At 63.0% G+C, this 13,894-nt stretch carries 12 protein-coding genes; 4 read left to right on the top strand and 8 right to left on the bottom strand.

What is annotated here, in order from left to right; all coding sequences use genetic code 11:
• Window positions 1–683 precede the first annotated feature (683 nt).
• From ACMGT0_RS03775 to ACMGT0_RS03745, 7 genes are all read right to left on the bottom strand, one after another.
• A complete protein-coding gene (locus tag ACMGT0_RS03775) occupies window positions 684–1,400 on the bottom strand; it encodes an ABC transporter ATP-binding protein (protein WP_054062151.1) in 717 nt (238 codons plus the stop codon).
• Entirely contained in the window at window positions 1,397–2,272 is an 876-nt protein-coding gene (locus tag ACMGT0_RS03770) for an ABC transporter ATP-binding protein (protein ID WP_054059816.1), read from the bottom strand. Before ACMGT0_RS03770 ends, ACMGT0_RS03775 begins: the two co-directional genes overlap by 4 nt.
• Complete coding sequence (gene livM, locus ACMGT0_RS03765; RefSeq protein ID WP_054059815.1) at window positions 2,269–3,567, bottom strand: high-affinity branched-chain amino acid ABC transporter permease LivM; 1,299 nt, start codon at window positions 3,565–3,567, stop codon at window positions 2,269–2,271. Before livM ends, ACMGT0_RS03770 begins: the two co-directional genes overlap by 4 nt.
• 3 nt (window positions 3,568–3,570) lie before the next feature.
• Window positions 3,571–4,485 carry an ABC transporter permease subunit gene (locus ACMGT0_RS03760; RefSeq protein WP_054059814.1) on the bottom strand — a complete coding sequence of 305 codons (915 nt, stop codon included), beginning with the start codon at window positions 4,483–4,485 and terminating at the stop codon, window positions 3,571–3,573.
• A gap of 169 nt (window positions 4,486–4,654) precedes the next feature.
• Window positions 4,655–5,788, bottom strand: a complete 1,134-nt coding sequence (locus ACMGT0_RS03755) for a branched-chain amino acid ABC transporter substrate-binding protein (RefSeq protein WP_054062150.1) — start codon at window positions 5,786–5,788, stop codon at window positions 4,655–4,657.
• Between the two features lie 361 nt (window positions 5,789–6,149).
• A complete protein-coding gene (locus ACMGT0_RS03750; protein WP_054059812.1) occupies window positions 6,150–7,433 on the bottom strand; it encodes an NAD(P)/FAD-dependent oxidoreductase in 1,284 nt (427 codons plus the stop codon).
• 103 nt (window positions 7,434–7,536) lie between these two features.
• Window positions 7,537–9,027: an aldehyde dehydrogenase family protein gene (locus tag ACMGT0_RS03745; protein ID WP_054062148.1), complete on the bottom strand. Its 1,491-nt coding sequence runs from the start codon at window positions 9,025–9,027 to the stop codon at window positions 7,537–7,539.
• Window positions 9,028–9,167: 140 nt separating this feature from the next.
• Here ACMGT0_RS03745 and ACMGT0_RS03740 point away from each other — a divergent pair, with 140 nt between their 5' ends.
• The 4 genes from ACMGT0_RS03740 (at window position 9,168) to ACMGT0_RS03725 (ending at window position 13,262) form a co-directional block, all read left to right on the top strand.
• Window positions 9,168–10,073, top strand: a complete 906-nt coding sequence (locus ACMGT0_RS03740) for a LysR family transcriptional regulator (RefSeq protein ID WP_054058671.1) — start codon at window positions 9,168–9,170, stop codon at window positions 10,071–10,073.
• Between the two features lie 245 nt (window positions 10,074–10,318).
• The gene (gene pncB / locus ACMGT0_RS03735; protein WP_054058670.1) at window positions 10,319–11,518 is read left to right on the top strand and encodes a nicotinate phosphoribosyltransferase; all 1,200 of its coding nucleotides are present in this window, start codon (window positions 10,319–10,321) and stop codon (window positions 11,516–11,518) included.
• A gap of 36 nt (window positions 11,519–11,554) precedes the next feature.
• The gene (gene nadE, locus ACMGT0_RS03730; RefSeq protein ID WP_416771532.1) at window positions 11,555–12,382 is read left to right on the top strand and encodes an ammonia-dependent NAD(+) synthetase; all 828 of its coding nucleotides are present in this window, start codon (window positions 11,555–11,557) and stop codon (window positions 12,380–12,382) included.
• A gap of 184 nt (window positions 12,383–12,566) precedes the next feature.
• Window positions 12,567–13,262 carry a hypothetical protein gene (locus ACMGT0_RS03725; RefSeq protein WP_054058668.1) on the top strand — a complete coding sequence of 232 codons (696 nt, stop codon included), beginning with the start codon at window positions 12,567–12,569 and terminating at the stop codon, window positions 13,260–13,262.
• A 31-nt stretch (window positions 13,263–13,293) separates the two neighbouring features.
• On the opposite strand, the gene azu is transcribed toward ACMGT0_RS03725, so the two are convergent.
• Complete coding sequence (azu, locus tag ACMGT0_RS03720) at window positions 13,294–13,740, bottom strand: azurin (protein WP_054058667.1); 447 nt, start codon at window positions 13,738–13,740, stop codon at window positions 13,294–13,296.
• Between the last annotated feature and the right edge of the window lie 154 nt (window positions 13,741–13,894).

Genomic DNA, 13,894 nt, shown 5'->3' with positions numbered 1-13,894 from the left:
CAGCATGCCCGGCCCGGCGGAGGCCAGCAACTGTGCCGCGTGTTCAACGCAAGGCTGTACAAAAAACGCTCAAAGCTCTACAGCCCAAGCCAGCCGTGGCCTGGCGCCGGATGTACGCATCTTATCCACAGTCCCTTCCACAATCTCTGGGGGCAAGTCGAACAGCGCCAGGCCGCTATCCACAAGGCCTGCAGCACTGTTTTAAAAGTTTTTCGCTTGACCCCGGGCAAGCCCATGTGCAGCCATCGGCCATCGCGACCCACCGATGGGTTTCCGCAGGCTGGCGCCAAGCCAGTAGCTACGCCGCCCACGGCGGTCTTTCCAGAGTTTGCCCACAGAGTTATCCACAGGCTTCCCCGAGCACTTGCCGGGCGAGCGCGACACTCATAAACCTGTTGACAAATGTCTTTCGAGCTTACCGAAAAACGGCTGATCAAAAAACAGACAAACCTCTACAGGCCACGGCCTACAAGGCCTCCAGCCAGCTACTCCCACGTTACCCACAGCCGATTCCACAGCAAACGGGGACAAGTCAAAACGGTGACAAAACAACTGTTTGCAGCGGTTTCATGTCGCACCCCACGAAGTTTTGCCCGGCGTTTTCCACAATTCGCCCCTGGCGCTGTGGATATGAAAAAAGCCCCGGACCGGTCAAGGTCACGGGGCGTTCCTGTGGACCCGGATCAGTGCCCGCCCAGATACGCGTTGCGCACCTCCTCGTTGGCCAGCAGTTCCTTGCCGGTACCGCTGAGACGGATCTGCCCGTTGACCATCACGTAGGCCCGGTCCGAGAGCCTGAGCGCATGGTTGGCGTTCTGCTCGACCAGGAAGATGGTCATCCCCGAGGCAGCCAGTTCGCGCAGGGTGGCGAAGATCTGCTTCACCACGATCGGCGCCAGGCCCAGGCTCGGTTCATCGAGCAGCAGCAGCTTGGGTCGGCTCATCAGCGCCCGGGCGATGGCGAGCATCTGCTGCTCGCCGCCGGACATGGTCATGGCCCGCTGGTTGCGCCGCTCCCTGAGCCGCGGAAACAGCTCGAACATGCGCTGCATGTCCTCGCTGGCGAACTGGTCGCCAATGGGGATGGTGCCCATCAGCAGGTTCTCTTCCACAGTCATGTCGGGGAACACCCGGCGCCCTTCCGGCGACTGGGCGATACCGTTGGAGGCGATGTAGTGGGAGGACTTGTGGGTGATGTCGATGCCCCGGTAGAGGATCTGCCCGGATGCCGCCCGCGGCTGGCCGAAGATCGACATCAGCAGCGTCGACTTGCCGGCTCCGTTGGAGCCGATCAGGCTGACGGTTTCGCCTTCGTCGATGTGCAACGAGACCTTCTTCAGGGCCTGGATCGGTCCGTAATAGACGTCCAGGTTCTTCAGTTCGAGGATAGCCTGACTCATACCAGTTCCTCTTCATCCGCACCCAGGTAGGCGGCAATCACTTTCGGGTCGTTGCGGATCGCCTCGGGCCCGCCCTGGGCGATCACGTTGCCGTGGTCCAGTACCACGATGTGGTCGGAAATACTCATCACCATGCCCATGTCGTGTTCGATCAGCACCACGGTCAGATCGTGCTCGTCGCGCAGCAGCCGGATCATCGCGCTCAGCGCTTCGGTTTCCTGAGGGTTGAGGCCCGCCGCCGGCTCGTCGAGGCAGATCACCTGCGGCCGCGTGCACATGGCCCGGGCGATCTCCAGGCGGCGTTGCTGGCCGTAGGAGAGCTCGCCGGCCAGGCGGTTGGCGCAGTCCACCAGGTCGACTACCTCCAGCCAGTAGAACGCCGTGTCCAGCGCGTCGCTCTCGGCCTTGCGGTAGCCCCGGGTATTGAGGATGCCGGCCAGCAGGTTGCGGTTGACCCACATGTGCTGGGCCACCAGCAGGTTCTCCAGCACCGACATTTCCTTGAACAGGCGGATGTTCTGGAAGGTCCGTGCCAGCCCCGCACGGTTGACCAGGTGGGTACCGCCGAACATCTTGTAGTACAGCCGGCTGGCGAAGTTCTTCGGCGAAACGAAGTCGCTGGCCCGGAAGGACTCGCCCAGCAGCTGGATGACGTTGGTCTCTCGGCCGCGGGTATTGAGCATGATGCTGCCGCCGGTGGCCTTGTAGAAACCGGTGAGGCAGTTGAACACGGTGGTCTTGCCGGCACCGTTGGGGCCGATCAGGGCGAAGATCGAGTTGCGCTTGACCTGCAGGCTGACGTCGCTGAGGGCCTTGATACCCCCGAAGTGCATCATCAGTTTCTCGACCGAGAGAATGATTTCATCGTTCATTGCGCAGCTCCCTCGTGCAAGACACCCTTACGCGGGGCTACCCCGGTACGACTGATACGGATCAGGCCGCGAGGCCGCCAGATCATCATCAACACCATCAATACGCCGAACAGCAGCACCCGGTACTCGGCGAAGCTGCGCAGCAACTCCGGCGCAACGGTCAGCACGAAGGCGGCAATGACCACGCCGATGGTCGAGCCCATGCCGCCGAGCACGACGATGGCGAGGATCAGCGCCGACTCGAAGAAGGTGAACGAGGTCGGGTTGACGAAGCCCTGGTAGGTGGCGAAGAACACCCCGGCCAAGCCTGCCGTCGAGGCCCCGAGGGTGAATGCCGAGAGCTTGACCAGCACATGGTTCAGGCCCATGGCGCGGCAGGCGATCTCGTCTTCACGCAGGGCCTCCCAGGCCCTGCCGACCGGCATCCGGGTCAACCGGTGCTTGATGTAGAGCACCGCCAGCACCACCAGGAACAGCACGGTGTAGATGAAGTAGAACTTCACGTCCGGGTTGTAGGCGATACCGAAGAACTCGTGGAACGGCACCCCGCCATCCTTCGCCCGCTTGCCGAACTCCAGGCCGAAGAAGGTCGGCAGCGGCGCCGGCATGCCGTTCGGGCCGCCGGTCAGCGACAGCCAGTTGTTGAGCACCAGGCGGATGATCTCGCCAAAACCCAGGGTCACGATCGCCAGGTAGTCGCCATGCAGGCGCAATACCGGGAAACCCAGCACGCAGCCGGCCATGGCCGCGCAGATGGCCGCCAGGGGCAGTACGGTCCAGAAGCCCAGGCCGAGGTACTGGTAACCCAGGGCCAGGCCATAGGCACCGATGGCGTAGAACGCCACGTAGCCGAGGTCGAGCAGGCCCGCGAGGCCGACCACGATGTTCAGGCCGAGGCCGAGCAGCACGTAGATCAGGCCGAGGATCACCACGCCCAGCAGGTAGGAGTTGGAGAACACCGGGAAGACCACCGCGATGGCGATCATGATCGGGATGATCCAGCGCAGGCGCGACTTGTAGTCCGGCGCCAGTACGTGCACCCCCGAACCGCCGCCCTCGAAGCTGTCGAGCAGCCGCTTGCCCTTGGCGGTCTGCAGGTAGAGGCTCAGGGCCAGGCGGCCGAGCATGACGATCGCCACCAGCCAGGCGACACGGGTCGGTTCCAGGTTGAAACTGTAGCCCTCGAGGACGACCCCGACGATCGGGCCGAAGACAATGAGGGCGAGCAGGCCGGCAAGAATGGCATCCACCAGGCTTTTTTTGATATCGAGTTTTTTTTCAGTGGCAGTGGACATGGCTTACACCTTCGACACAAGAGGACGGCCGAGCAGGCCTTGCGGCCGAAAGACCAGGACCAGGACCAGCAGCGAGAAGCTGAACACGTCCTTGTAGTCCGAGTTGACCAACCCGGAGAACAGCGACTCGGAGATCCCGAGGATGATCCCGCCCAGCATCGCTCCCGGCAGTGAGCCGATGCCGCCAAGTACCGCGGCGGTGAAGGCCTTGATGCCGATGACGAAGCCCGCGTAGAAGTCGAACGTGCCGTAGTTCATGGTGATCAGCACACCGGCCAGGGCCGCCATGGCCGCACCGATGACGAACACATAGGAAATGATCCGGTCGGTATTGATCCCGAGGATCGAGGCCATCTTGCGGTCCTGCTGGGTGGCCCGGCACATGCGCCCCAGCCTGGTGTACTTGATGATGTAGGTCAGCACGCCCATGCCGAGGAACGCGGCCACCAGGATGAAGACCTTGGTGTAGGTGAGCTGGACGAAGCCACTGCCGACCTCGATGCGCCAGGCACCGGTGAGCAGTGTGGGAACGCCCTGCTGCCTGGCGCCCTGGCTGATCTGCGCGTAGTTCTGCAGGATCAGCGAAATGCCGATAGCACTGATCAGCGGCGCCAGCCGGGTAGAGTTGCGCAGGGGTTTGTAGGCGATACGCTCGATGGTCCAGCCATACACCCCGGTCACGACGATGGTGAACAGCAGCGTGCCGAGCATCAGCAGCGGGAAGGATTCGATACCGAAGTAGGCCAGCAGGGCCAGACTGATTGCCGAGAGGTAGGCGGAAATCATGTAAACCTCGCCGTGGGCGAAGTTGATCATGCCGATGATGCCATAGACCATTGTGTAGCCGATGGCGATCAGGCCATAGACCGACCCGAGGGTCAGGCCATTGACCAGTTGCTGCAGGAAAATACCATCCATAACGCAATCTCACGCACGTTGAGAGACTGCACAGAAGCCCACCGCGACGGACCGGGGTTCAACCGCCGTCGCAGCACAGCCATGTGCAGTTCTACGAGAAAAGACAGGTAACTGCACGGACACACGTGGCGACCGGCCGACCCGCGCGGGGCCGGCCGATCGGCTCATGTCACTTCTGTTTTTCCAGTTGGTGGTATTTGCCGCTCGCGTCCCACTGGTAGACCACGTAGTCGGAGACTTTCAGGTCGCCCTTGGTGTCCCAGGCCTTTTCGCCCATCACGGTCTTGACCGGATGCGACTTGAGCCATTTGGCGGCGTCTTCGCCCTTGTTGGACTTGGCGCCGTTGAAGCCGGCGGCCAGGGCCTGGATCGAGGCGTAGGCGTACAGGGTGTAGCCTTCAGGCTCGGTGCCGTTCTTGCGGAACTGCTCGACGACCGCCTTGCTGTCGGGCAGCAGGCGTGGGTCGGCGCCGAAGGTCATGTAGACGCCGTCGACGTATTGCGGGCCGCCGGCGGTGGTCACCAGTTCATCGGTCACCACACCGTCGTCGGACATGAACTTGACGTCCTTCAGGCCTTCGGTGCGCAGTTGCTTGACCAGGGGACCGGCTTCCGGATGCAGGCCACCGAAGTAGACCACGTCGGCGCCGGCGGCACGGATCTTGGTCACCAGGGCACTGAAGTCCTTCTCGCCACGGGTCAGGCCCTCGTAGATCACCGGGGTCACGCCGCGCTTGATCAGTTGCGCCTTGGTGGCGTCGGCCAGGCCCTGGCCATAGGTGTCCTTGTCGTGGATCACCGCGACCTTCTTGCCCTTGAGCACGTCGACGATGTAGTCGCCGGCGACGATGCCCTGCTGGTCGTCACGACCGCACATGCGGAACATCGCGGACAGACCGCGCTCGGTCACCTGCGGGTTGGTGGAACCGGGCGTGATCGCGATGATGCCGGCTTCGTCATAGACTTCCGAGGCCGGGATGGTCGAGGAGGAGCAGAAGTGCCCGACGACACCGGCGACCTGCTTGTTGGTCAGGTCCTTGGCCACCGTTACCGCCTGCTTCGGCTCGCACGCGTCGTCGCCCTTGATCAGGACGATCTTCTCGCCGTTGACCCCGCCTTCCGCGTTGATCACGTCCGCCGCCGCCTGAGCCCCCTTCATGTACTGCTCGCCAAACGCCGCATTGGCACCGGTCATGGGACCGGCCACACCGATTTTCAGATCAGCCTGAGCAAACGCAGAAACACCCAGCGCAGCAGCCACTGCGAGGGCGACACAGCCTTTTTTGTAAAACTTCTGGGACATGAGGTGGTGCTCCAAGTTTTTTTAGTTTGGCACTGCGACTTCACTGAATGCTCAGAGCAAGGGGCGTGCCATCGGTTTTTTGTTCTGAAAAAAGTCACTGTCTTATGGTTTTCTGGACTGTTTCGGGCCCTTTTCAACTGGGCGTGCAACCGTCTAACTCGGCGAAGGTAGAACCTTTTTCAGAAAAAGGTGCAACCCTCAAGTGCCACTACTGCAACCTCGACACACATACGCGTGCAACCACCATGTAACAACATGCGTCACCGAAGTGCACACTCACAGTGCACGACTGCTACATCGCGCACCATATAGGCTAGCCGTAGCCGGTAAAAGCGCCGTCCGGATTGGCGCTTTTGTTGTATCAAATGACGATCCGCAGGCACTGGCCCGCGTGATACAGCGAGAACCCGACCTCGTACAGGCAACTGCGCAGGCCCACCGCCGGTACCGGCCGCATCGGTGCAAAGGGAATCGGCAGGGCCTGAGGATTTCCGTTACACAGGTAGTCGGCGAAGGCCTTGCCGACCACGGTTCCGGTGGTGACGCCCCGTCCGTTGTAGCCGGTGACGGCCACCAGGCCGGGCGCCGGCTCGAACAGCCGCATCAGGTGATCGGGGGTGAAGGCGATGCAGCCGGTCCAGGTACATTCCCAGTCGACCTTTTTCAGGTAGGGGAAATAGTGCTGCTGGATCCGGTCGGCCCAGGCCCGCAGGAACCAGGCGGGTTTCTGGTTGCCATTGCCGAGGCTGCCCAGCAGCAGCCGGCCGTCGGCATCGCGGCGGATGCTGCTGAGCACCTGGCGGGTGTCCCAGGAGCCCTGCCCGCCCGGCAGGATCCGTTTCGCCGCGTCATCGTCCAGCGGGACGGAAGCGACCTGATAGTAGTAACCGGGGAAGAAATTGCGCCGCAGCTCGGTCCACTCGCCTTCGGTGTAGGCATTGGAGGCCATCACCACCTGTTCGGCAGTGACCGCGCCGTCGGCTGTCTGCACCGACCAGCGCTGGCCCTGGCGCTCCAGCCGGGTGACCGGCGACTGGTCGAACAATCGGGCACCCAGCCCGACGGCGGCCTTGGCCAGGCCCGAGGTGTAGGCCATCGGATTGAGGGTGCCGGCCCGCCGGTCGAGCAGGGCGGCGGCAATCTTGCGCGTACCGGTGGCGGCTTCGCAGGCGCTGCCGGTCAGCAGCTCCACCGGGGCGCCGCGACGCTTCCACTGTTGCTCGCGACTGCGCAGGTCAGCCTCGCCACGGGCATTGTGGGCCATATGCAAGGTGCCTTCGCGGCGCAGTTGGCAATCGATGCCGTACTTGTCGACCAGGCTGAACACCAGCGCCGGGGCACCGCCGAGCATGCGATTGAGCTGGCTGCCGACGGCCTCGCCGAAACCGGCCTCGATATCGTCCGGAGGAATCCACAACCCGGCGTTGACCAGGCCGACATTGCGCCCGGAACCACCATGCCCGGTGCGATGAGCCTCCAGCACGCAGACGCTCTTGCCCTGCTCACGCAGGTGAATCGCAGCCGACAGCCCGGTAATGCCGGCGCCGATGACACAGACGTCGACGCTCAGCTCACCCTTGAAGCGCGGCGCCTCGGGCCGCTGGGGCGTGAGCTTTTCCCATAGACATTCTTCACGTAACGCCATTGCCAGACTCCGAAAATGAAACCCAACAGCCACCTGAACCCAACGCACCGCCGGCTCCTACAGGGACAAACCCGACCCAAGAGGGCCTGGGCGCTCCACCGACTCAGTCAAAGACGATGCCCTGAGCCAACGGCAGTTCCCGCGAGTAGTTGACGGTGTTGGTCTGGCGCCGCATGTAGCCGCGCCAGGCATCGGAACCCGACTCACGACCACCGCCGGTCTCCTTCTCGCCACCGAACGCGCCGCCGATCTCCGCACCGCTGGGGCCGATGTTGACGTTGGCAATGCCACAGTCGCTGCCCACCGCCGACATGAACAGCTCGGCCTCGCGCACGTCGGTGGTGAAGATGCACGAGGACAGCCCCTGGGGCACCGCATTGTTCAGGCGCAGGGCCTCGGCGAAGTCGCTGTAGCCGATCACGTAGAGGATCGGGGCGAAGGTCTCGTGCCGGACCACATCGCTCTGCTCGGGCATCTCGACGATGGCCGGCGAGACGTAATAGGCATCGGGGAACTGCTCCTGCAGTTGGCGCTGGCCGCCGAACACCCGACCGCCCTCGCTCAGGGCCTGTTCGAGGGCGTCCTGCATGGCATCGAAACCGTGCCTGTCGATCAGTGGGCCGACCAGGTTGCCCTCCAGCGGGTGGCCGATGCGCACCTTGGCATAGGCGGCCTTGAGCCGGCTGACGATCTCGTCCTTGACCGACTCGTGGGCGATCAGCCGGCGCAGGGTGGTGCAACGCTGGCCGGCGGTGCCGACGGCGCTGAACAGGATGGCCCGCACCGCCATGTCCAGGTCGGCGCTGGGGCCGAGGATCATCGCGTTGTTGCCGCCCAGCTCGAGGATGCTGCGGGCGAAACGGGCGGCCACCTTGGGCGCCACCTCGCGTCCCATGCGGGTGCTGCCGGTGGCGCTGACCAGGGCCACGCGCGGGTCGTCGACCAGGGCTTCGCCGGCGTCGCGGCCACCGATGACGACCTGGCTGAGGTACGGCGGCGCATCGCTGAAATTCTTCAGCACGCGCTCGAACAGGGCCTGGCAGGCCAGTGCGGTCAGCGGCGTCTTTTCCGACGGTTTCCAGATCACCGGGTTGCCGCAGACCAGCGCCAGCGCCGTGTTCCAGGCCCAGACCGCGACCGGGAAGTTGAAGGCACTGATCACCCCGACCACGCCCAGCGGATGCCAGGTCTCACGCATATGATGGCCAGGACGCTCCGAAGCGATGGTCAAGCCGTACAACTGGCGCGACAGGCCGACCGCGAAGTCGCAGATATCGATCATTTCCTGCACTTCCCCCAGGCCTTCCTGGGTGATCTTGCCGGCTTCCCAGGACACCAGTTCGCCGAGGTCGGCCTTGTACTGGCGCAGCAATTCGCCGAACTGGCGCACCAGCTCGCCACGGCGCGGCGCCGGCACCTGGCGCCAGGCCTCGAAGGCCCGCTCGGCGCGCCCGACCTGCTGCTCGACCTCGGCCGGTCCCTGCCAGTTCACGGCGCCGATGCGGCTGCCGTCGATCGGCGAATGCACGGGCTGCCTGCCCTGTTGAGACAGCGCCGGGTCAACACCAAGACGATCGAGCAATGCGGCAACCATGGGATCATTCCTCCAGACGAAAATCGGAAAACTTCAGGTTGTAGTTGTAGCGACCTTCGGACTTGTCAACAAACGACGATTAGGCGAGATATCATTCCGTTTATTCATGCTGCGCAAGAAACAGAAGAAAAGGCCCGTTCATGCTGAATAAAAGACACCTGCCCTCGATCACCGCCCTGCAGTGTTTCGAGGCCGTTACCCGGCACTTGAGCTTCACCCGCGCGGCAGAGGAGCTGAACCTGACCCAGAGCGCGGTCAGCAAGCAGGTCGCGCAGCTTGAAGAACTGCTCCAGCACCTGCTGTTCCGCCGGGTGCGCCGACGCCTGCAACTGACGCCGGCGGGAAACCTGTACCTGGTGGAAGTCCGAAAAATCCTGACCCAGATGGAGATGTCGACCCACTACCTGCGCTCCTACGGTGGCGAAACCGAAGTCCTGCGGGTTTCCACGCCGCCGACATTCGGTGCCCGCTGGCTGGTGCCACGCCTCAAGGGCTGGCGCCTGCGTCATCCGCATATCCACCTGGACCTGTGCAGCGAACAGGACGCCGACGACCTGCTGCAGGGACGCAGCGACCTGGCATTCTTTTTCGGCCAGGGTTCGCGGCCGGGCACCGAGTGCCTGAAGCTGTTCAGCGAAGAGCTGGTGCCGGTCTGTGCCCCCTCCAGCCTGCCCGGACAGCCATTCGAAGACCCGACGCAGCTGAGCGAACTGGTCCTGCTGCAGAACGCCTCTCGGCCCCAGGCCTGGCATGACTGGTTCGAGCACCAGGGCTATCACACCGAACACAGCTACCACGGGCCACGCTTCGAGACCTTCTACATGTGCATTCGCGCGGCGCAGGTCGGCTGTGGGGTGGCCCTGCTGCCGCGCTTTCTGGTGGAGGAGGAACTGGCCGACGGCAAGCTGGTGATCCCCTGGCCGCATGCGATGCCCAGCCGTGACGCCTATTACCTGGCGTACCCGGAGCACTCGGCGGAAGTGCCAAAGGTGAAGAATTTCGTGCAGTGGATGCAGGAGCAGATCGACGATCCTTCGCAGGCCTGAGGAGTCTGGAGGTCATCGAGATTGGCGGTGGTCTTGAGAACGCTTTCGCGGGCAAGCCCTGCTCCTACAGGAGAGATGTCGAGCACGACATTGATGTACGACATCGTTCTGTAGGAGCGTGGCTTGCCCGCGAATAGGCCCGCAATGCCAGCAAAAATCGCTGGTAAAACCACCCCCTGATATGCGCCACTAGCGCCATTCACCCAAAAGCTGCCGCAACGCCGACCGGCATGGAGACACCCGTTATGAGCGATAAGGCCTTTGGCGATCGCATCGTGCAGAACCTGCTCGACACCGACTTCTACAAACTGACCATGATGCAGGCGGTACTGCACAACTATCCCAACGTCGAAGTCGAATGGGATTTCCGCTGCCGCAACAGCGAGGACCTGCAACCCTACCTGGCGGAGATCCGCTATCAGATCGAGCGCCTCGCCGAACTGAGCCTGAGCATGGACCAGTTGGGCTTCCTCGAACGCATCAGCTTTCTCAAGCCGGACTTCCTGCGCTTCCTCGGCCTGTTCCGCTTCAACCTGCGCTACGTACACACCGGCATCGAGAACGGCGAACTGTTCATCCGCCTGCGCGGCCCCTGGCTGCATGTGATCCTGTTCGAGGTGCCGCTGCTGGCGATCGTCAGCGAGGTGCGCAACCGCTATCGCTACCAGGAGACCGAACTGAAACAGGCCCGCGAACAGCTGTACCGCAAGTTCGACTGGCTGACCGCCAACGCCAGTGCCGACGAGCTGGCGCACCTGCAAGTCGCCGACTTCGGCACCCGTCGGCGGTTTTCCTACCGCGTCCAGGAAGAAGTGGTGAGCGTGCTCAAGCATGACTTCCCCGGACGCTTCGTCGGCACCAGCAACGTGCACCTGGCCCGTGAATTCGACATGAAGCCGCTCGGCACCATGGCCCACGAGTGGATCATGGCCCACCAGCAACTCGGCCCGCGGCTGATCGACAGCCAGATCGCCGCACTCGATTGCTGGGTCCGCGAGTACCGCGGCCTGCTGGGGATCGCGCTGACCGACTGCATCACCACCGACGCCTTCCTGAAGGATTTCGACCTGTACTTCGCCAAGCTGTTCGACGGCTTGCGCCATGATTCGGGCGACCCGGTACAGTGGGGCGAAAAATGCATAGCTCGTTATCACCAGTTGGGCATCGACCCGATGAGCAAGACCCTGGTGTTCTCCGACAGCCTCAACCTGCCCAAGGCCCTGGAGATATTCCGGGCGCTGCGCGGTCGGATCAATGTCAGCTTCGGCATCGGCACCAACCTCACCTGCGACATTCCCGGGGTGGAACCGATGAGCATCGTGCTTAAAATGACCGCCTGCAACGGCCAGCCCGTGGCGAAGATCTCCGATGAACCGGGCAAGGCCCAGTGCAAGGACCCGAATTTCGTCTCCTACCTGCGCCATGTGTTCCAGGTGGCCGATTAATCCGTTTTCGATCGAATCCTACGCAAGGAGTGAATCATGCAAGCCGTACAGCGCCAGATTGCTGAACAGCTCAAGGTCCAGCCGCCGTTCGCCGACAAGGCCGCCCTCGAGGCCGAGGTCGCCCGGCGCATCACCTTCATCCAGAACTGCTTGCAGAACTCGGGCCTCAAGAGCCTGGTGCTGGGCATCAGCGGCGGCGTCGACTCGCTGACCGCCGGTTTGCTGGCGCAGCGCGCCGTGCGTGAACTGCGGGAGCGCACCGGTGATGAGCAGTATCGCTTCATCGCGGTGCGCCTGCCCTACGAAGTCCAGTTCGACGAACACGACGCCACGGCGTCGGTGGACTTCATCAACCCCGACGAGCGCCATACCGTGAACATCGGCCCGGCGGTCAAGGCGCTGGCCGCGGAAGTGGCGGCGTTCGAAGGCAAGGCCGCCGTCTCGCGGGACTTCGTGCTCGGCAACACCAAGGCGCGCATGCGCATGGTCGCCCAGTACACCATCGCCGGTGCCGCCAACGGCCTGGTGATCGGCACCGACCACGCGGCGGAAGCGGTGATGGGCTTCTTCACCAAGTTCGGTGACGGCGCCTGCGACCTGGCGCCGCTGAGCGGGCTGGTGAAGAACCAGGTCCGGGCCATTGCCCGCAGCTTCGGCGCCCCCGAGTCGCTGGTGGAGAAAGTCCCGACCGCCGACCTGGAAGACCTGGCACCCGGCAAGCCGGACGAGGCTTCCCATGGCGTGACCTATGCCGAGATCGACGCGTTCCTGCACGGCCAGCCCGTGCGCCAGGAAGCCTTCGACATCATCTGCCGGACCTACGAAAAGACCCGGCACAAGCGCGAGCTGCCATTCGCACCGTGAGGAGACGCAACGTGGCGGGCTTGCCGGCTCGCCACGACGCCCGGACCAGCCTCGGAATGACAGTTTCAAAGGCCTGATGCCGGCCAGTTTGCCGTAGGATTTTTCTGTTTTTTTCGGCAACTATTGAGGCAGTCCCCCCTGCGGAGCAGTCTTCGCCATCCTCTGTTGGCCAGGACTGCTGCGTATGTTGTTCAAGCAAAAGCCTCCCCATATCCGAGCCACTCCGCTCTTCCAGCGCCCGTGGATCATTCCGCTGTCCGGCCTGATCGGCGCCCTGTGCTGGATTTTCGTCGCCACCCAGCCGTCCGCTCGCCCGGCCAGCGGCCGCCCGAGCAAGGAACACTTTATCCTCAGCGGCAGCATGCCGATCCAGACGGCCCTGCGCGCCAGCGCCCGATACACCCCCGGCAACCAGCAGAGCGGTTGCCCGTACCAGCATCCGACCCTGCACTTCGATACCGTCCCACTGGATAGCCCGCGCACGTTCGACTTCACGGTGCCCACAGGCTATGAACTGCCCGGCTGCAAACTCTATCTGAGCGAAGTCAGCTTCGAGACCGAGGCCTTCTATGGCCAGGACAACCATCAACGCAGCATCACCAGCAGCGGCGCGATCACCCTGCGCGACGACCTGCGTCCAGGCGTGTCGGGGTTCCCGTCATCGGGGGAAAAACACTATCGCGGCCTTTGCGACTGGCAGCCGCACAGCACGCCTGCGGGGCTGGAACCGCAGCAGAGCCTCAATTGCTACAGCGTCGACGAGCAGTGGCAGGCACTGGGCAACGACTACAAGCGCAAACAGTTGGGCGGGGTATTCAGCCGACAGGAAGTGGAGGGAAAAACGATTCGGCTGGAATTGCGGAAAAACGAACAGTCCTGATCCCGCACGGGGCGGGACCAGGTGAGGGCCATCACTTGAGGGTGACGGTGCCCTTCATCATCGAGATGTGGCCCGGGAACGAGCAGAAGAAGCCGTACTTCTCGGCCGGGTTCAGCTTCGACACGTCGAAGGTGACCGAGTCCTTCTCGCCGGCACCGATGATCTTGGTGTGGGCGATGACGCGAGTGTCGCCGTCTTTCAGGTAGTTCTTGTCGATGCCGGCGGAAATGCCGTCCGATGCGATCGGCTGCATGTCGGCTTCCTTGCTCAGCACCCAGTTGTGGCCCATGACGTTCTTCGGCAGGCTGCCGCCGTGAGTCAGTTCCACGGTGAAGGTCTTGCAGCTCTTGTCGATCTCGATGGCCTTGGTGTTGAAGGACATCTGATCGGTCGAATCGACAGTGGTCTTGCATTCGGCAGCGAACACCTGGCCGCTGGCGAGGGCCAGCAGGGATACCGCGACAACTTTGGCAAACATCGTGAATCTCCAAGGCAGGGTATGAAAAGCGGCGGATCAATGCAGGAAGACTACCTGAGGACAGACAGGGTTCCCATGATCTGAATCAAGAAATTGTATACAATCCTAAGCTATCGCCTCGATGGATACAATCAACCAGCCAGACGAATCCGCG

The organism is Pseudomonas sp. RHF3.3-3 (genome assembly GCF_048069595.1).
In the GTDB taxonomy this organism is placed as follows: Bacteria; Pseudomonadota; Gammaproteobacteria; order Pseudomonadales; family Pseudomonadaceae; genus Aquipseudomonas; species Aquipseudomonas fuscovaginae_B.
Note: the sequence above shows the minus strand (reverse complement) of the source record. Positions and strands in the feature narration are given on the sequence as shown.